The 18393-nt window shown below is 64.4% G+C and carries 17 protein-coding genes; 16 read left to right on the top strand and 1 reads right to left on the bottom strand.

All coding sequences use genetic code 11. The annotated features are described in order from the left end of the window. The coding region (locus QW861_RS32360; RefSeq protein WP_315755038.1) for a hypothetical protein at positions 1–205 on the top strand (205 nt) is incomplete at its 5' end. Positions 206–1402: 1197 nt separating this feature from the next. Here the strand turns inward: QW861_RS32360 and QW861_RS32355 are convergent. Then, the gene (locus tag QW861_RS32355; RefSeq protein WP_315718658.1) at positions 1403–2065 is read right to left on the bottom strand and encodes an SOS response-associated peptidase; all 663 of its coding nucleotides are present in this window, start codon (positions 2063–2065) and stop codon (positions 1403–1405) included. Between the two features lie 1076 nt (positions 2066–3141). Here QW861_RS32355 and QW861_RS32350 point away from each other — a divergent pair. The 15 genes from QW861_RS32350 (at position 3142) to trbJ (ending at position 18321) form a co-directional block, all read left to right on the top strand. Beyond that, a complete protein-coding gene (locus QW861_RS32350) occupies positions 3142–3420 on the top strand; it encodes a DNA -binding domain-containing protein (RefSeq protein ID WP_315718652.1) in 279 nt (92 codons plus the stop codon). 663 nt (positions 3421–4083) lie between these two features. Next, positions 4084–4386 (top strand): helix-turn-helix domain-containing protein, encoded by a 303-nt coding sequence (locus QW861_RS32345; RefSeq protein WP_315718653.1) that lies wholly within the window; start codon positions 4084–4086, stop codon positions 4384–4386. 2 nt (positions 4387–4388) lie between these two features. Beyond that, positions 4389–5270 (top strand): replication initiator protein A, encoded by an 882-nt coding sequence (locus tag QW861_RS32340; RefSeq protein ID WP_315718654.1) that lies wholly within the window; start codon positions 4389–4391, stop codon positions 5268–5270. Between the two features lie 289 nt (positions 5271–5559). Then, positions 5560–6024, top strand: coding sequence for a DUF2840 domain-containing protein (locus QW861_RS32335; protein WP_315718655.1), 465 nt, complete (start codon positions 5560–5562; stop codon positions 6022–6024). Next, positions 6021–6533: a S26 family signal peptidase gene (locus QW861_RS32330; protein ID WP_315718656.1), complete on the top strand. Its 513-nt coding sequence runs from the start codon at positions 6021–6023 to the stop codon at positions 6531–6533. The genes QW861_RS32335 and QW861_RS32330 overlap by 4 nt, the downstream gene beginning before the upstream one ends. A 463-nt stretch (positions 6534–6996) precedes the next feature. Next, positions 6997–8757 carry a relaxase/mobilization nuclease domain-containing protein gene (locus tag QW861_RS32325; RefSeq protein ID WP_315716452.1) on the top strand — a complete coding sequence of 587 codons (1761 nt, stop codon included), beginning with the start codon at positions 6997–6999 and terminating at the stop codon, positions 8755–8757. Positions 8758–8774: 17 nt separating this feature from the next. Beyond that, entirely contained in the window at positions 8775–10769 is a 1995-nt protein-coding gene (locus QW861_RS32320) for a conjugal transfer protein TraG (protein ID WP_315716451.1), read from the top strand. 10 nt (positions 10770–10779) lie between these two features. Further along, positions 10780–11208, top strand: coding sequence for a CopG family transcriptional regulator (locus QW861_RS32315; RefSeq protein WP_315716450.1), 429 nt, complete (start codon positions 10780–10782; stop codon positions 11206–11208). 158 nt (positions 11209–11366) lie between these two features. Continuing rightward, entirely contained in the window at positions 11367–11906 is a 540-nt protein-coding gene (locus QW861_RS32310; RefSeq protein WP_315716449.1) for a hypothetical protein, read from the top strand. Positions 11907–11940: 34 nt separating this feature from the next. Further along, complete coding sequence (locus QW861_RS32305) at positions 11941–13314, top strand: MFS transporter (protein ID WP_315754263.1); 1374 nt, start codon at positions 11941–11943, stop codon at positions 13312–13314. A gap of 281 nt (positions 13315–13595) precedes the next feature. Beyond that, on the top strand, positions 13596–14561 hold the full coding sequence (gene trbB / locus QW861_RS32300) for a P-type conjugative transfer ATPase TrbB (RefSeq protein WP_315716447.1): 966 nt from the start codon (positions 13596–13598) through the stop codon (positions 14559–14561). Beyond that, a complete protein-coding gene (locus tag QW861_RS32295) occupies positions 14558–14884 on the top strand; it encodes a TrbC/VirB2 family protein (protein WP_315754265.1) in 327 nt (108 codons plus the stop codon). The genes trbB and QW861_RS32295 overlap by 4 nt, the downstream gene beginning before the upstream one ends. Continuing rightward, entirely contained in the window at positions 14884–15147 is a 264-nt protein-coding gene (locus QW861_RS32290; protein WP_315754267.1) for a VirB3 family type IV secretion system protein, read from the top strand. The genes QW861_RS32295 and QW861_RS32290 overlap by 1 nt, the downstream gene beginning before the upstream one ends. A gap of 7 nt (positions 15148–15154) precedes the next feature. Continuing rightward, entirely contained in the window at positions 15155–17596 is a 2442-nt protein-coding gene (gene trbE, locus QW861_RS32285; RefSeq protein WP_315754269.1) for a conjugal transfer protein TrbE, read from the top strand. Then, positions 17593–18321 carry a P-type conjugative transfer protein TrbJ gene (gene trbJ, locus QW861_RS32280; protein ID WP_315716471.1) on the top strand — a complete coding sequence of 243 codons (729 nt, stop codon included), beginning with the start codon at positions 17593–17595 and terminating at the stop codon, positions 18319–18321. The genes trbE and trbJ overlap by 4 nt, the downstream gene beginning before the upstream one ends. Positions 18322–18393 lie beyond the last annotated feature (72 nt).

Genomic DNA, 18393 nt, shown 5'->3' with positions numbered 1-18393 from the left:
GCGCCAATTCGTCCTCGAAACAGATGGCGTTCACGACGAAACTACTGCCGACTTTTTCAACGGAATCGGTCAAAAGCGTTCCTATGGTCCTTTGACGCCTGCTTCCAGTCCGCTCCGGGAGCGGACGTCGCGAGCGCCAACCGAGAAGATCCGCGAGGCGACGTCTCGAATCGGGCTCTCGGCCGGGCCATCTCAGCGCTCCTGAAATAGTCGCGCGGCATGCCGTTGACGCGCACGCACTCGACTCAGAAAGGTGCCGAGGTGTCTATTCGTCGTCGACCCAAGCGCAACGATGCTAAGGGAGTCGCTTTAGTGCCCTGCCTCCCAATCGATACGCGGCCGTCACTCATCATTGTCGGGCCGCCGTCCTTCTCAGCAGCGACATTGCCACGTCTCGGCTACGTGGGGCACCGAAAGGTGGCCACTAAACCAGAAATGGATTGGCTCTGCCGATTGCTAGGCCATGCTGGCGTACTGTGTGTGGATGGAGGACCGAAGCACGTCTGGCGAGGCGAACCGGGTTCACACCCCGGTGCCCTGATCGACCCATAGCTTTGCCCATCGAGGGCAGGATGGGTATGTCCGCCGAAGCCTACGGCTTGCTGTTCTGCCAGATCCCTGAGAGCGGGTTCGGCAGCGGGACATAATCGCGCGTGTTCTAAAGGGCAGATCGAGGGTGAAGATGGTAAAAGGGTCGCGCCGGCCGGGCTGTCGTGAACGGAGTCGCTAGCAAGTATGGACGCGTCTCCGCCATTCGGCTTTCATCCCTGGCGCATCATGATGGATCGCTCGCCGGGGGCAGTCGGTCCCGCGTCCCGGCTTCGCCGTCGCATGCTGACGCTCCTGCGGCTGCCCTCTTGACCGGTCTCGCGATCGCAGTCGGTCCCGCGCCGCAAAGCGGCGCTCCTGCGGCTGCTCTTTCGTGCTCCATGCCCTGGCGGCTGATTGCCGCACCTTCTCTTCAAAGAAGATCCCAGGGCAAAGAGGTTCCCAGGAGCAAGCGGCGCCTCGCGTAAGGTGGCTTCGATTCCCTCTATCGTGGTAGGCGTTCGCCCCGCGGCGATCATTCATTCCGACCTTCGGCCGGACGCACGAGGCTGCGGATCGGGAGCTCGTCGTGTAGATGCCGAAATCTGGCAGGCTCACCTCCGCGATGCTTGGCCGGGCCCGACCACTTTGAGCGCGACCGATCGTCTTGCAGTCCGGCTGTCCGAAGCCGTGCCGCGTGGTCTAGAATCGTTTTCCTTTGGTTCCGTCAGCTTCGCGGCAGCGACGCTACAACGCCGCCCGATGACTCCACACGAGCGAGCGCTTCGAGTCTCGGACGCGGAAAAGGTTGTCGCCGGGAGCTGTAGGATTGGGGCGCAAGGCGAGCCCGTCTTTGTGCAATCCGCCGGCTCGTTCAGGCCGCAGGTATATCTTCCTTGGCCGGCCCGCGTGCGACGATCTCGAGCGCGCCATCGGGCAATGGACGTTGCAGCTCCTTGGCCTCGTTCCATGGCGCACGCAGCCAGACCTCCCTCTCTTCTTCGGTCGTCAGGATGACCGGCATCGCCTTGGGGTGGATAGGTGCGACCACGGCGTTGGGCTCCGTGGTCAGGAAGCCGTAGACCAAATGAGGGCCTGGCAGCGGCTTGGATTTCGTGCCGCGGTCGCCTTTGAACTCGGTCCAAATGCCCGCGAAGCTGGTCAAGGGGCGATCATCAGACAAGGCAAACCAGACCACGTCCTTCTTCTTCGTCTCCGGGTTCGGCTCAGGCGCATATTCGGCGAAGCTGTTGAAAGGCACGAGGCACCGGTTCTCGGGCTTGAGCCAGCCGCGCCAATGCGGAGACGACGTGTTGCGGATGTTGGTCACGGGTGGCCCGCCAGTCCGCGGAGGTGGCGGCATTCCCCACCGCATCATCATCATCTCGCGGTCGTCTCCGGTGCCGCGAATGATCGGAGCCGGATAGTCGGGGAAGACGCCCGGCATCGAGGGGAGATTGCCCGCGAACTGGCGAACGATCCGAAAGAGCGCGGCGATCGCGGCCTGGTTGGTGGTGATCGAGTAGAGATTGCACATCGTCAAGATGATCCCGGAACCAAGCGTCTCGCGGTCGGCATGTGGTGAGAGTAGATGTGCTCGGTACTTGTCTTCAGGTCGATCACCGCGCCGCAGAAGCAGCGCGAGCGACCTGACTTGGTTTGGGTTGGCTGAGGACATCCGGCCTCCCGCATCTGATCCTTCCAGGCGACGAAGGCCCGGTGCTGGCGCCATTCGTCGAAATCTTGCTGTGACCGATTCGATAGGAAGACGTTCCATGCTGCCTGGAACGCGTCGCGCGCCTGCTCATAGGTGCTGGCGCCGCCGAGCTGTTGCTCGCCTGGGTGACTGCCTGGATAGAAGCCGCAGAACCACTGCCAGACGGGCGAACCGGAGGGGCCTTCGGGGCGCTCTGCAATCGTTCCAGCCTCGACGTCTCCGAAGTAAATGCGCCAGGTCTCGTTTGGCGAGTGCGGATCGCGGCGACGGGTGAGTGTAGGCATGCCGCATTGATTCCAGTCCGGCGGCTGAAAGTGAAGCCGCTACGCCTTGGGTGCAACTACATCGCCGTCCTCAATCTCTGGGCCGGGCGGTTCGGGAACCTGAACGGGAGACCTTGGTCTCGAGCCCGATCGAGAGCTGGATTGCACAGCGCTGTGCGCTCCTGTTTGGCGGCGAGAGGTCGTGGCCGCTCTGCCGCTTACGGAACTCCATTTGGAAAGACGGTTCTCAGATACCGATCGTCAGCCCTCCCCGCGCGGGAATTCGCGACCGTCGCCGGCGCTTTGGCAACATCGGCCGTGAGTATTATTCTCGAGATGAAATGTGGACGTGCGTCGGCTACACGAACGCAGGCGACGAGCCAAGCGTGAGCGAGCGCTTGCAGCAAAACGCCTTGGATTAGACGCAAGCGCTTCATGGCGGCGGCAAAGACGCGTCGAATTGTCTTCTCAAACAGCTCCGGCTTTGCCGGCATTTCAACACGGACATCTTTCTCTCACGCGGGAGCGACAGCTGAAGACGTTTGGAAAGCGGTCTCGTGCCCGGATCTCGACGGGGTCCGTGCTGCTTTTTCAGGTCGACAGGTTGTGTTCGCTCCAAACAGGTTCTGACCAATGCCCATTCCGCCGCTCGATCCCGCTGTCGCCGACCTCGCGCCGACTGATTCCGTTCTGACAGCCTATGATGAGGAACATGCTGTGACCTATCTCCGCCTTCTGGATGCAGCATCCGAGGGCGCGGACTGGGAGGAGGTTGCCCGGCTCGTCTTGCACATCGATCCGGTCAACGAACCCCAGCGTGCCCGCCGCGCCTTCGATAGCCATCTGGCGCGGGCGAGGTGGATGTCTGAGAAGGGTTATCATCAGTTGCTACGCGGATCGGATCAGACGTAGCTCTGAGCTCCTGAGGCTGCGGCAGGCCCGCTTGGATTGGAAACAAGCCGCGGTCCGTCGCGAGCATGGATTGAACGGGCTTGCGAGATCATACGCAGGCAACCAAACTCAAGTTGCGGCAGAAGCGATCGAACGCATGCGGCGCAGCTTCAGCCAGCTTCGAAGCCGCCTTGCGGCATGCGCCGCGATCCATGGTCTTGGCCGACACTCAGATCCTTCTCCAGGCGACTGAGGGCGTAGACAAGAGATCAGGGCGGAAGCCGCACGCGGAGCGTCCCTGGGTCGCGCCTGAGGCATCATCTGGCTGCCGCTCGCGCTTGATCCTGCCGGTGGGTCTGCGAGCTCACCCAATGGCAGCGGGCGGGCGATCGCTATCCGAGGATTTTCGGAACTGCCCTTGAGCGCGGCATTCAGCATGCCACTGATCGGCCTCCTATGCTCAGCCACACCGGTCGCCGGTGAAAAGACGGCTCGTGGCCGATAGGGGCTGTCACTAAGGCCGCGCCCGCCGCCGCAAAGACGAGTCGCTTCCTTGAGGCGAGGGGGTGCCGAAACCGCGCCCCTCGATCTCCGGCATCCCCCCTCGCTGCCCTGCGCGTCGATCATGTCCGTCGACGCGCCGAACGACCCGTGAGGGCGCGAACCTGTCCCGGAGGATGCTCGATGCCCGATCAGACAGCCGGTCCCCCGCCGCGCTTTCTTCGTACCCCCGAAGCTGCGCGTTACCTTGGACTGTCCGGCCGCACCCTGGAAAAGCACCGCACCTACGGCACCGGCCCCTTATATCGCAAGATCGGCGGCCGCGTCGTGTATGCGCTCGACGATCTGAAAGCCTGGGCCGATCGCGGTACCAAGACGTCGACGGCTGATCCCGGCCAGGGCACCGTTCTGCCGGCGAAGCGACATCCAGGTCTCATTCCCTATGCAGGGCAGGAGCGTCGCGCGTCGCGGGCTGGGCGGGCTTGAACGTGCGGGGTTTGCGCAAATCCGAGCGCGATCAGCTCGATCTGTTTCGCGCGCTGCCTGGCGATCTGGCGCCGCGCGATGCGCAGGATCTGATGGCCTATCCGTTCTTCTCACTGGCCAAGAGCAAGCGAGTCGTGCCGATCGACTTCCGCGCGGGGCCTGTCGCCATTCGGGTCGAGGCCGTCCCCGAACATGGCATGGCGACGATCTGGGATGCGGATGTTCTGATCTGGGCGGCGTCACAGATCGTCGAGGCTCGCGACGCCGGACTGAAGACGTCGCGCCTGATGGCCGCCACGCCGTATGAGATCCTGACGTTTGTCGGTCGCGGCACCGGCGTGCGTGACTACGACCGTCTGAAGGCAGGACTTGATCGGCTGCAGTCGACGACCGTGCTCACCTCGATTCGCCAGCCGGCCGAGCGGCGGCGGCACCGCTTCTCCTGGATCAACGAGTGGAAGGAGACGGCGGATGCCCATGGCAGGCCGTCCGGATTGCAGCTGATCCTGCCGGACTGGTTCTATTCGGGCGTCATCGATGACGCGCTCGTGCTGACGATTGATCGGGCCTATTTCGCGCTGACGGGCGGGCTGGAGCGCTGGCTGTACCGCCTCGTGCGCAAGCATGGCGGCCATCAGGATGGCGGCTGGAGCTTCGATCTCCGCTATCTGCATGCCAAGTCCGGCAGCCTCTCGCCGCTGAAGCATTTCGCCTACGATCTTCGCGAAATCGTCCGCCGTCAGCGCCTGCCGGGCTACGAGCTGGTCCTCACCCGCGATCCAAACGGCACCGAACGGCTGAACTTCGCAGCCGCCGTTACTGACCCGGTCGCAAGGCGTTTCGCCAGGCATCACCCCTCGAGCTCCGCAGGGGACAAGCTGTGAATTGTCTCGTGCTATCGGGGACCGGAGGACGCGTGCCATCGAGGACCGGATGGTCGTGCCATCGGGGACCGAAATCGGGCTTAAGCCTTTGGTTTGGCGTGTCCTTTCCGCCTTCTAACATACCTAACCGCAAAATCCTTCGGATTTTGTCTAACGGGCCCGCGCTTTGGGGGGCCGGTGCACGCTGGTGTCTCCTGTTGCCAAGGGTGGAGGCCGCTCGAGACGCCACGGCCGTTCTCATTGCCGGCCCGCAGCGCCGTCCAGATGTCATCAACCTCAGAGTTTGCGAATGAGCGAGCTGACGCGCGTCCAATTGCTATGGCTGCAGGGTAAGATCGAAAACCGCATACGCTTCGGTCGAACCGTGCAGGAGGTTCGCCTCGACCGTTATCGCCGGGAGGTCGCGTTCACGCCGGGCAGCGTCTTTGCGTTCGTGCGCTGGTCGTCGAACGACTACGGCACGGTGCTGTCGCGGATCAACGTTCTGCAGGCCGTTGGCCCCGGAGAAGCCTGTGCGACCGTGCCCTTCGTCGCTCCGGGAGCAGCGATCCTGTTGCAGGTGTTTGGCTGGCCGAAGGTCGAGCGGGTGCTGAAGCAGATCGACGCGATCGAGGCGCTCGGCATCGATCCGGCGGATGTCGCACCGGATCATTGGTGGCACGTTCAGAACCGCATGGCCGCCGGACAACCGCCGCGTCCCTACACGGATGTGCGCCATCGGGCCTGGCTGCATCGAAGGACGATCATGCCATGACGAAAGGGCTTGCCATTGGCGTCGCGATGCTCGCCGGGGTTTGGCTCGTGACGGAGGTCGGGCGACCAAGGTTGCGTCCGCTGCTCATCTGGAATGTCTCCGGCAGCGTTCCGATCGGCCTCTATCTGGTTCGGCCGGTCCGGCAATGGGTCACCAACGAGATCGTCGTTGTCCTGCCCCACGGCGTGCTGGCCGAATGGCTTGCGGACGAAGGCTACCTGCCCAGGGGCGTACCGATGCTGAAGCGCATTCTTGCTCTTCCGGGCCAGGCCGTTTGTCGTCGCGAGCATGTCATCCTGATCGATGAGGTCGAAGTCGGCATCGCGCAAGAGAGCGACAGACAGGGCCGGCCGCTACCGGATTGGCGTGGCTGCCGCATCATCGGCGGTGACGAGCTCTTTCTGATGAACAGGCAATCGGACAGCTCTCTGGATGGACGCTATTTCGGTCCGACGGCGACATCGGACGTCATCGGGCGCGCCATTCCCGTGTGGACGAGGCAGCCGTGATGATGCACGCGTTCTGCGCACGACCTGCGAACGTCATGCCGACTTTGATGAGCAGCCGCTGCGATCGGAAACGGTCGTCATTGAGGTCGGCACGAGAGGCTTTGAATGACAAAGCCGACCGCAGCGGAATTCCTCGTGACGTTGTCGTGCGGTGCGATGCGTCGGCCTCGATGATGATCGTCCGTCGCAGTCCTCACGGCCGCCGCTGCTTCGCTGTTGTTTCCGGCACGCCGGCGCGGGGCGTGAGACCGAGAGCCGAGGCGAGGGTCCAAAGCCAGCCGCAAGCTGCCGACGGTCGATCGCAAGATAAAAGCGGCTCGCCTGTTGATCAGCAAGCCATTGACATGGCTCGCGTTCAACCGTGCCGTCCGGTCGGAGCGCGTGTCGCGCTGATGCTCTTTCTCAACAACATCAATGCTGCTTTCGGCACTATAGCCTCAATCCTTGCCGCGGGATGCCGCGCATGAGCACCACAGAGCGCGAATTCCGCATCCGTCCGGGGCGCATCCGTCAGGCGCGTGAGAGGAAGGCCAGAAGCTTCATCAATCGCGTCCTGCGCGCGGCGAACGCCGCGGGGCACGTCACGCTGCCCTCGGTGATCGACGGACGCCGGCCGGCTCGCACCCATTCGACCTTCGGCCGCGGCCGTCTCAGCTTCAGTCGCGAGCGCCTCTTTGCCTCGGGCCGCCGCGTCACGGTGAAGGCCCGCATCGCAAGGCACAAGGGCCGTGCGTTTCGGTCAGCGCCGCTGGCGATGCATCTGAGCTATCTCAAGCGGGAGGGGGTCACCCGTGACGGCGAGCCGGCAAGGATGTTCGATGCGCGAGCTGATCACGCCGACGAGGCCGCATTCGAGGCGCGGAGCAGCGACGACCGGCATCATTTCCGCTTCATCGTCTCGCCAGAGGACGCAGCCGACATGGTGGACCTCAGAGCGTTCACGCGCGATCTGATCCGGCAGATGGAAGCTGATCTGTCGACGCGTCTCGAGTGGATCGCGGTCGATCATTGGAATACGGACCATCCGCACGTTCATGTGCTCGTACGCGGTGTCGATCAGACGGGCGCAGATCTCGTCATCGCCCGCGACTATATCGGCCGGGGCCTGCGCTCCCGGGCCGAAGAGCTGGTGGCGCTCGAGCTCGGTCCGAAGCCTGAGCACGACATCCGCAACGCACTGGAAAGAGAGATCACCGCGGATCGCTGGACACGGCTCGATCGCGAGATCCGCATGGCCTGCGATGAGGTGGGGGCCATCGATCTCCGTCAGCGGGTGGCAGCGGGTCCTGATCCCGAGGTCCACCGCCTGATGCGAGGGCGCCTGCAATATCTGGAGCGCCTGGGACTGGCAGCGGCGGCCGGACCCAACGAGTGGATGGTCGAGCTTGGCGCAGAGCGACAGCTCCGCGAGCTCGGCACGCGTGGTGATATCATCAGGACCATGCATCAGGCGTTCGCTCGCCGTGGTGAGGAGCGGAGCGCTGCGGACTACGTCATCGACGGGATCAACAGTCCATCATCGATCATGGGGCGGTTGGTCGACCGTGGACTCCACGACGAACTGACCGGCGAAGCCTATGCAGTGATCGATGGCATCGACGGCCGCGCCCACCACGTTCGCTTCCGCGGGATCGAGGCCTTTGCGCAGGCGCCTCAGCCTGGCGGCATTGTCGAGATCAGGCGCTTTGGCGCTGCGGACGAGGCGCGGCCGACCCTGGTCCTGGCGACGCGCTCGGACCTAGCCCTGGCCGATCAGATCAAGGCCGAGGGAGCGACCTGGCTCGATCATCGGCTGGTCGAGCGTGAACCTGTCTCCCTGGCCCTCGGCGGATTTGGCGCGGAGGTGAGGAGCGCGCTGCGCAGCCGGGCGGAGTATCTCGCGGACCGGGGACTGGCGCAGAGACATGGCCAGCAGATCGTCCCGCAACGGGATCTTCTGAAGACACTACGCAGGCAGGAGCTCGAATCCGTGGGCGCGCGGCTGTCGGCGACCAACGGCGCGCCGCAGCTGAAGGTCGACCCCGGCCAACAGGTTGCGGGCATCTACCGCCAGCGGCTTGTCCTGGCCTCCGGCCGCTTCGCCATGATCGACAATGGTCTCGGTTTCTACCTCGTCCCGTGGTCGCGCGACATCGATCACCGGCTCGGTCAGAAGGTCACGGGCCTTGCGAAGGCCACCGGCATCGACTGGCAGCTTGGTCGCAAGCGCGACCTCGGTCTTTAGCACTCGGGAGACGCCACATGCCTGCGACCCGAATCCAATGGGCACAATTACTCGCCGTCGTGCTGATCAACCTGCTTGCGATATGGGCCGCGACCGAATGGACGGCCTGGCGGCTCGCCTTCCAACCGCGATTGGGGACGCCATGGTTCATGCTGTCCGGCTGGCCAGTCTACTTCCCACCGACCTTCTTCTGGTGGTGGTTCATCTATGATGCCTATGCGCCCTCCATCTTTGCCGAAGGTGGGGCTATCGCGGTCAGTGGCAGTCTCGCGTCTATTGCGGTTGCGGTCGGCATGTCACTGTGGCGGTCGCGGGAGGCGAAAGCCACAGCAACTTACGGGTCCGCGCGCTGGGCCGAGCTGGGCGAGGTGCGCAAGGCGGGACTGCTCGGCGAGGATGGCGTGGTCCTGGGACGGTTGGGAGCGCGCTACCTGCGCCATGACGGACCGGAGCATGTGCTCTGTTTTGCACCGACGCGGTCTGGCAAGGGCGTCGGTCTCGTGGTGCCGTCTCTTCTGACGTGGCCGGGATCGGCGATCGTTCACGACATCAAGGGCGAGAACTGGCAGCTCACGGCAGGATTCCGCGCGCGGCACGGCCGCATATTTCTGTTCGACCCGACCAACCCGAATGCCTCAGCCTACAATCCGCTGCTCGAAGTCAGGCGAGGGGCCTGCGAGGTGCGTGACGTCCAGAATGTCGCCGACGTGCTGGTGGATCCCGAGGGATCTCTCGACAAGCGCAATCATTGGGAAAAGACCAGCCATTCGCTTCTGGTCGGTGCCATCCTGCACGTTCTCTATGCCGAGCCCGACAAGACCTTGGCCGGCGTTGCCGCGTTCCTTTCCGACCCCCGGCGCACGATCGAGGCGACGTTGATGGCGATGATGGCGACGCATCATCTGGGCGCAGCCGGGCCGCACCCGGTGGTGGCATCGACAGCGCGCGAGCTTCTGAACAAATCGGAGAATGAGCGCTCGGGCGTCCTTTCAACGGCGATGTCATTCCTCGGTCTTTACCGGGATCCGGTGGTGGCTGCTGTCACGGGGAGATGTGATTGGCACATTGCTGATCTGGTTGCAGGGGAGGAGCCCGCGACGCTGTATCTCGTCGTGCCGCCATCCGACATCTCACGTACGAAGCCGCTCATTCGTCTGGTTCTGAACCAGATCGGCCGGCGTTTGACCGAGGATCTCAAGGCAAAGCAGAGCCGGCATCGTGTCCTGATGATGCTGGACGAGTTTCCGGCGTTAGGCCGGCTCGACTTCTTCGAATCCGCTCTCGCCTTCATGGCTGGGTACGGCATCAAGAGCTTCCTCATTGCGCAATCGCTCAATCAGATCGAGAAGGCCTATGGGCAGAACAATGCCATTCTGGACAACTGCCATGTCCGCGTCAGCTTCGCGACCAACGACGAGCGAACCGCCAAGCGCGTCTCGGACGCGCTCGGCACCGCAACCGAAATGCGGGCCGTGAAGAATTACGCCGGGCATCGCCTGGCGCCATGGTTGGGTCACCTCATGGTGTCGCGCCAGGAGACGCCGCGTCCGCTCCTGACGCCGGGCGAGGTGATGCAATTGCCGGCGGCTGATGAGATCGTGATGGTCGCCGGCGCACCACCGATCCGCGCCAGGAAGGTGCGATATTTCGAGGATGAGAGACTGGTCTCGCGCATCCTGCCGCCGCCGGACATCGCCAGGACCAGAGCGTCTGTGGGTGCGGATGACTGGTCATCGCTTGCGCCCCTTACGCCTGTGCTCGCCGGATCCCGGCTGACGCTGCCCCCCGAGACAAGGGACGAGCAGGCCAATGGCGGCTTGCGACGCGAGCCGGAGCTGCCGCAGCACGAAGCGATCGCGAGCGAAACGACGAGCGTAGATCCGGCGGACGAGTTTTCGGTCGTGTTCGATGACGATGATGGGACGCCGCAGCTGGTCGGCTCACGCGATGCGAGCACGACGGGGATTGCGCGTCAGGCTGCGCTCGACCCGCGCGATGACATGGGCTTGTGAGGACAGACCAATGCGGGATCGAATGAATGTCTACTTCCCGCCGGAGCTGCTGCGGCAGATCGTAGAGCTCGCCGATCGCAGGAAGCTTTCGCGCTCGGCCATCGTCGAGGCGGCGGTTCAGTCGTTTCTGTCGCCGGATGCGGCTGATCGGCGCGAGGCGGCGCTCACACGCCGGCTCGACAGGCTGTCGCGGCAGATGCAGCGGCTCGAGCGTGATGTCGGCATCCTTGCCGAGACGCACGCATTGTTCGTTCGCTTCTGGCTGACCGTGACACCCCCGCTGCCGTCCGAAGCGCAGGCCACAGCGCAGGTCAAGGGACGCGAGCGGTTCGAAGGCTTTGTGGAGGCGCTCGGCCGCCGGCTGCAGAAGGGGCAGAGCTTCCTGCGCGAAATTCCTGAGGATTTCGTCAGACCGCCGTCGAGCGAGCCCGGCTCCTGAGGCGGTGGAAGCGTCGATCGGGACCGTTCCAGCGCGCGGGTTGAGCTTGGCATCTACGCCAGAGTTTCTTTCCACCCGCCAGGCTTCGAACGTTCGAATCTTGCGCGTGCCAGGCCAGGCAAGCTGACCTAATCGACGGACCAGATGAGGTCCGAACGATGAAGAAGAAACTCACTTTGCAGCTATCCAGCGAGATTCTCGCCCGCCTTGCCGGCGCAGCCGAGGAAAGATGCGTGAACCGCACGATCGTCGTGGAAAAGGCGCTCGAACGGTTTCTAGCCCAGCCGCTGGATGGACCGATGCCGGCGCAAGATCGCCTGCAGGGCCTGGAACAGCAGCTGCAAACGATTCAGCGCGACATCGCGGCCCTCAATGAGACGGTCGCCCTTCATGCACGCTACCATCTGGCGGTGACGTCGCTGGCGGATCAGGAGAGCACGAGCGCAGCAAGGGGCGGTGATCGTGATTTCGACCAGGCGATGCGGATTGGCGCGATCCAAAAGCTGCAGCGTGACTTGTCGGAAAGGCAGCGAGAGACGCGACCCGATGGCGCTGCGCGAGCCGGTCAAGTGAGCCAGCCATTTCCGGCTCAACTTCGCCGCGCCGAGCCTCCAATCGCCGAGGTGTCCTGGGGCGTGCCTGCCGCCGGGGAGGGCGGCGAGGATCCCTTTCGCCTCCCGCCTCAATCGAGCCGTTGAGCGATCCCGCGAGCACGCGGATCACGGCAGTTCGTTGTCGGCCTATGCCTTCGGCCGAAAGGGCACCGAAGCCGGAGACCAAGGCCATCGCGAGATCACAGGCTGGCGGCTCGCCGCCCTGGTGTTTCTGCCCTTCGCAATGGGCTATTTCCTGTCCTATCTGTTTCGCACCATCAATGGACTCGTCTCTGCCAGTCTTGCCTCAGAGCTCGGGTTGAACGCGGCCGACCTTGGTCTGATCACGGCGGCTTACTTCCTGGTCCTTGCGGCTGCCCAGATCCCGGTCGGCATGATGCTCGACCGCTATGGCCCGCGCCGGGTTCAGAGCGCGCTTCTTGTCGTCGCGGCCTTTGGCGCGGAGGCCTTCGCAAGGTCGTCGGGGCCGCTCTCGCTGCTCCTCTCACGCGCCCTGATCGGGCTCGGGGTCGCTGCGGCTCTGACCGCGGGCCTGAAGGCCATTGTTCTGTGGTTTCCGCGCGAGCGGGTGGCGTTGGTCAATGGGTACATGGTCATGCTCGGGGCGCTTGGCGCTGTCAGCGCGACGCTGCCCGCCGAGGCGATCCTGGTGAAGACCGGATGGCGCGGCCTGTTTGACATCCTGGCCATCGCGACCGCTGCAGCGGCGATCCTGATCTATTGCCTGGTGCCGGAGCGCGAAACGCAGGGCTCGTCCGCGTCGGAAGCAGGTGGCTTGCGGAGCATTCTTCGCGACGTCCGGTTCTGGAGGGTCGCGCCGCTATCCGGAGCCTGCATCGGATCGGCGTGGTCGCTCCAGGGCTTATGGGCATCCGCGTGGCTGGCCGACGTGGAGGGCATGACCCGCGCCCAAGTCGTGACAGCGCTGTGTCTGACCGCCCTGATGCTCAGCCTCGGTGCGTGGATGCTCGGTGCGCTGACCAACTGGACACGACGCAGGGGATTAGGTCCAGAGCATGTGCTGGCTTTGATCGCCGTGCTCTCCATGGTGGCGCAGCTGGCGCTGGTATGGCGGCTGCCATTGCCGGCGATCGCGCCATGGCTGATCATCGCGATCGTCGGAGCCGCCACCGTGCTCAGCTTTGCGATCATCTCGGACTATTACCCGAAGGAATTGGCTGGCCGCGCCAACGGGGCCTTGAACGTGGTGCATTTCGGGTGGGGGTTTCTGGCCCAGTACGGGATCGGTGTATTGCTGGCCCAATGGCCGCAATCCAATGGGCACTATCCTGTCATCGCCTATCAGGTTGCCTTCGGAGTGAACCTCGCGCTGCAGGCAGCAGCACTGATTTGGTTTGCCGCTCCACGAGAGCACAGACCGCGATCATCGGAGGCGAGCAGCGGGACCGAATTTGTCATGGCCGACCTCCCCGCGACCTCAAGCGATCGCCCGGCTCCCGCCCGCGAGCCGCCAAGCCATGCCAGATGGTGAGCCGACGTCGCGGCGCCGGTGGCGACCTTCGCCTTCGCTACAGCAGCGTTCGCCGTCGCTCTCGGCCGCGAGGGGGCGGTGCTGCGGGCCCATGACCCGCGCTCTGAAAGCTGCTGCCCCGCCTTGGTGATCTGCTTGTCCCGCCCGAAAGAGCCCTCCTGTCTCTACGCTTTCCTGCGCCAGGCTACACCCGAAGCGCTGTTGGTCTTGCTGCTGCAGGAGGTCTGCATCTTTGATCATCACAAGCGATGCTGACCGCGCTTCAATGATCGGAGATGAGAGTGACCGGCTTCGTCCAGACACAGCGCATCACGCGTGGCACCCGCATGCTGCGGACGGCATTGGGGCCTGCCATCGCGCGTCATCTCGACGATCAATCCGTCGTGGAGATCATGCTCAATCCAGATGGCCGGCTCTGGGTCGATCGGCTCGCGTCTGGCTTGGCCGATACCGGTGAGAGTCTTGCTGCCGGTGATGGCGAGCGCGTCGTCCGGCTGGTCGCGCACCACGTCGGGCTCGAGGTCCATGCGGGCTCTCCGCGCGTGTCGGCGGAGCTGCCGACGACGGGCGAACGTTTTGAAGGCCTGCTGCCGCCGCTCGTTGCAGCCCCGACATTCGCCATCCGCAAGCCCGCGATCGCCGTCTTTACGCTCGACGACTACGTGGCTTGCGGGATTGCGACCGCAGATCAGGCCGGCGCGTTGCGGCGGGCTGTTGCCAACCGCTGCAACATTCTGGTGGCCGGCGGCACCTCGACCGGCAAGACCACGCTGGTCAATGCCTTGCTGGCTGAAGTGGCGATGACCGGCGACCGCATCGTGCTGATCGAGGATACGCTCGAGCTGCAATGCTCGGCGCCCAACCTCGTGACGCTTCGAACCAAGCAGGGTGTGGCGTCGCTTTCGGATCTGGTGCGCGCCGCGCTTCGGCTGCGCCCGGATCGCATTCCGATCGGCGAGGTCCGCGGGCCGGAGGCGCTCGATCTCGTCAAGGCCTGGGGCACCGGCCATCCCGGCGGCATCGGCACCATTCATGCCGGGTCCGCACTCGGCACCCTCCGGCGGCTGGAGCAGCTGGTTCAGGAGGCCGTCGTGAGCGTCCCACGTGCTCTGATTGCCGAGACGATCAACGTGATCGCCGTTCTCGCCGGGCGCGGCTCGCAGCGGCGGCTCGGCGAGCTCGTGCGTGTCGAAGGGCTCTCACCTTGCGGGGACTACATCCTCGTTCCCTTGGGAGATCAGCGATGAAGGCGCGACTGTCTTGCTGGTCCATCGCCACGATTGCGATTGCGGCAGCCGCAGTGCTCGTGGCGGCGGCGCCGGCGCATGCGGCGGGCTCGAACATGCCTTGGGAGCAGCCGCTCAACAAGATCCTGCTTTCAGTCGAGGGACCGGTCGCCAAGATCATCGCCGTGATCATCATCATCACGACGGGTCTGTCACTGGGTTTTGGCGAAACCTCCGGTGGCTTCCGGCGGCTCATCCAGATCGTCTTCGGTCTCTCCATCGCCTTTGCCGCCTCGAGCTTCTTCCTGTCGTTCTTCTCCTTCGGCGGCGGCGTGGTGTTGTGATGGATAGCGAGATCAAGGGCTTCAGCGCGCCTGTGCATCGCTCGCTGACCGAGCCCATTCTGCTCGGGGGCGCGCCGCGATCGGTCGCGATTGTCAACGGCACCGTGTCGGCGGCGCTCGGCCTCGGTTTGCGGCTCTGGCTCTTCGGCCTGCTGCTCTGGTTCGTCTGCCACATGGTCGCGGTCTGGGCGACACGGCGCGATCCGTCCTTTGTCGAGGTCGTGCGCCGCCACCTGCGGATTCCCAATCACCTCAGCCAGTGAGGCTCGCATGTTCAATTTGGCCGAATACCGCCGCACCAATATCCGGCTTGCGGATTTCCTGCCCTGGGCGGCGCTGGTGGACGAGGGCGTCGTTCTCAACAAGGACGGCTCGCTGCAACGGACGGCGCGTTTTCGCGGGCCTGACCTGGAGAGCTCGGTCGCATCCGAGCTCACAGCAGTCGCCTTCCGTCTCAACAACGCTCTGCGGCGCCTGGGGTCGGGCTGGGCGATCTTCGTCGAGGCGCAGCGGCATTCGGCCGGAGCCTACCCAATTTGCGTGTTTCCGGATGCCGCGTCCGCCCTGGTCGATGCCGAGAGAAAGGCACAGTTCGAGGAGCAGGCGGCGCACTACGAGTCGAGCTATTATTTGACGTTTCTGTACCTGCCGCCGCGAGAAGACTTAGCCCGTTCCGAACGCGTGCTCTATGAAGGCGCGCCGCAGCCGGAGGGCTCGCGCGGCCGCGACATCCTGCGCAGCTTTGTCGATCGCACCGACCGCATTCTGCAGCTCGTGGGCGGCTTCATGCCGGAATGCGGCTGGCTCGGCGACGACGCCGTGCTGAGCTATCTGCACTCGACCGTCTCGACCAAGCGCCAGCGGGTCCGCGTCCCTGAAATCCCCATGCATCTGGATGGGCTGCTCGCCGACCAGCCGCTGACCTGCGGCCTCGCGCCGATGCTGGGGGCGGTCAATCTCCGCGTGCTCACCATCATCGGCTTTCCCTCTGCAACGACGCCAGGACTGCTGGACGAATTGAACGGGCTTGCATTCGCCTACCGCTGGTCGACCCGCGCCATCATGCTCGACAAGCAGGATGCCGTGAAGCTCGTGACACGGATCCGCCGGCAGTGGTTTGCCAAGCGCAAATCTCTGGCGGCGATCCTCAAGGAGGTCGTGACCAACGAGGTGGCAAGCCTCGTTGACAGCGACGCCCACAACAAGACCGCTGACGCCGATGCGGCGCTGCAGGATCTCGGCTCCGATGAGATCAGCCAGGCCTATGTCACCGCGACCGTGACGGTGTGGGATCCTGATCCGGCGAGGGCTGACGAGAAGCTGCGCCTGGTGGAGAAGGTGATCCAGGGGCGCGATTTCACCTGCATGACGGAGACTGTGAATGCGGTTGAGGCCTGGCTCGGCAGCCTTCCGGGGCATGTCTATGCCAATGTGCGCCAGCCACCGTTGTCGACGCTGAACCTTGCGCATCTCGTCCCGCTCTCGGCGGTCTGGGCAGGTGAGGTGCGTGACCATCATCTGAGGGCGCCTGCGTTGCTGTTCGGCCGCACCGAGGGCGCGACGCCATTCCGGTTCTCGCTCCATGTCGGCGATGTCGGCCACACGCTGGTGATCGGACCGACCGGAGCTGGCAAATCGGTGCTGCTGGCGCTGATGGCTCTGCAGTTCCGCCGCTATCCGAATGCGCAGATCCTTGCGTTTGATTTCGGCGGCTCCCTGCGGGCCGCCGCGCTTGCCATGGAAGGTGACTGGCATGATCTCGGTGGAGCGCTCTCGGCCGATAGCGAGACCTCGATCGCGCTGCAGCCGCTGGCAGGCATCGGTGATGTGATGGAGCGCGCCTGGGCGGCGGATTGGATCGCCGGCCTGCTGGTCCGCGAGAAGATCGTGGTGACGCCGGACGCCAAGGAGCATCTCTGGTCGGCGCTGACCTCGCTGGCTTCCGCGCCAACTTCTGAGCGGACCCTGACCGGCCTGTCGGTGTTGCTGCAGTCGAACATCTTGAAACGGGCCCTCAAGCCGTATTGCCTCGATGGCGCTCACGGACGACTGCTGGATGCCGATCATGAGCTCGTGGGCGACCGGTCGGTCCAGGTGTTTGAGACCGAGGGGCTGATCGGGACCGCTGCCGCTCCTGCTGTCCTCGCTTATCTGTTCCACAAGATCGCCCGGCAGCTCGACGGCCGCCCGACACTTCTGATCATCGATGAAGGGTGGCTGGCGCTGGACGACGCCGACTTCGCGGGCCAGCTCAGGGAGTGGCTGAAGACCCTGCGCAAGAAGAACGCCTCCGTCGTTTTCGCGACCCAGTCGCTATCCGACATCGACGGCTCGCCGATCGCACCCGCCATCATTGAGAGTTGCCCGAGCCGCATCCTGCTGCCGAACGAGCGGGCGCTCGAGCCGCAGATCATGGGCATCTATCGTCGCTTCGGTCTCAATGATCGTCAGATCGAGCTCGTCAGCCGTGCGGCCCCCAAGCGCGACTATTACTGCCAGTCGCGCCGGGGCAACCGCATGTTCGAGCTCGGTCTCGGCGAGGTCGCGCTCGCCTTTGCCGCGGCGTCGTCCAAGGCCGATCAGGCCGCGATCTCGGACGTTCTGAAGTCCGCCGGCAGGGACGGCTTTGCGGCAGCGTGGTTGCGGCACCTCAAGCTTGGCTGGGCAGCCGACCTCATCCCCGGCCTCGACAATCTGGAGACGCGGCAATGATCTCTGGCAAGCGATGGGCAGCGTCGTTGGCGCTGCTGGTTCTGACCTCGGCGGGTCCGGTGCGGGCCCAGCTCGTCGTCTTCGACCCCAACAATTATGCTCAGAACGTGCTGACCGCCGCACGTGAGCTGCAGCAGATCAACAATCAGATTCTGGCCCTGCAGAACCAGGCAGAGATGTTGATCAATCAGTCGCGCAACCTCGTCAACCTGCCGTATTCGTCATTGACGCAGCTGCAGCAATCGATCCAGCGGACCCAGGATTTGCTCAAGCAGGCTCAGCGCCTGGCCTACGACGTGCAGCAAATCGAGCAGGCGTTCAAGACGGTCTATGCGCCGGCAGCCGCCGGCGCCAGCGCCGCTGACCTCGCGGACAATGCGCGCTCACGCTGGCAGACGTCCGTGGCCGCGCTGCAGGATGCGCTCAAGCTTCAGGCGGGCGTGGTCGGCAATCTCGACACCATCAAGAGCCAGTCCGTCGCGCTGGTTGTCGCGAGCCAAGGAGCCGCCGGCGCCTTGGCTGTCAGGCAAGCCGGCAACCAGATCCTGGCGATGCAGGCGCAACAGCTCGCGGATCTGACGGCGGTTGTGGCCGCCCAGGGACGGGCGCAGAACCTCACCATGGCGGAGCGCGCGGCGGCCCAGGATCAGGCACGCGAACAGCTCCGCCGCTTCCTGACGCAGGGTCAGGGCGACCAGGCCTCCAGCGTACGAATGTTTCACTGATGATGACGAGCGTTCCGGACCAAATTGGCGGATCCCCCGCCGCGGCTGCCCGGCAGCTCATGGTTGAGATTG

The sequence above is a fragment of the Bradyrhizobium sp. SZCCHNRI1029 genome, assembly GCF_032487555.1.
Classification (GTDB): Bacteria; Pseudomonadota; Alphaproteobacteria; order Rhizobiales; family Xanthobacteraceae; genus Bradyrhizobium.
This window is presented reverse-complemented; position numbering and strand designations above follow the sequence as displayed.

Coding starts and splice junctions, on each gene's coding strand:
- QW861_RS32350 (WP_315718652.1), top strand. CDS start 3,142: ATGCCCATTCCGCCGCTCGATCCCGCTGTCGCCGACCTCGCGCCGACT.
- trbJ (WP_315716471.1), top strand. CDS start 17,593: ATGATCTCTGGCAAGCGATGGGCAGCGTCGTTGGCGCTGCTGGTTCTG.
- QW861_RS32310 (WP_315716449.1), top strand. CDS start 11,367: ATGAAGAAGAAACTCACTTTGCAGCTATCCAGCGAGATTCTCGCCCGC.
- QW861_RS32315 (WP_315716450.1), top strand. CDS start 10,780: ATGCGGGATCGAATGAATGTCTACTTCCCGCCGGAGCTGCTGCGGCAG.
- QW861_RS32355 (WP_315718658.1), bottom strand. CDS start 2,065: ATGTGCAATCTCTACTCGATCACCACCAACCAGGCCGCGATCGCCGCG.
- QW861_RS32330 (WP_315718656.1), top strand. CDS start 6,021: ATGACGAAAGGGCTTGCCATTGGCGTCGCGATGCTCGCCGGGGTTTGG.
- QW861_RS32290 (WP_315754267.1), top strand. CDS start 14,884: ATGGATAGCGAGATCAAGGGCTTCAGCGCGCCTGTGCATCGCTCGCTG.
- QW861_RS32335 (WP_315718655.1), top strand. CDS start 5,560: ATGAGCGAGCTGACGCGCGTCCAATTGCTATGGCTGCAGGGTAAGATC.
- QW861_RS32325 (WP_315716452.1), top strand. CDS start 6,997: ATGAGCACCACAGAGCGCGAATTCCGCATCCGTCCGGGGCGCATCCGT.
- trbE (WP_315754269.1), top strand. CDS start 15,155: ATGTTCAATTTGGCCGAATACCGCCGCACCAATATCCGGCTTGCGGAT.
- QW861_RS32345 (WP_315718653.1), top strand. CDS start 4,084: ATGCCCGATCAGACAGCCGGTCCCCCGCCGCGCTTTCTTCGTACCCCC.
- QW861_RS32295 (WP_315754265.1), top strand. CDS start 14,558: ATGAAGGCGCGACTGTCTTGCTGGTCCATCGCCACGATTGCGATTGCG.
- QW861_RS32320 (WP_315716451.1), top strand. CDS start 8,775: ATGCCTGCGACCCGAATCCAATGGGCACAATTACTCGCCGTCGTGCTG.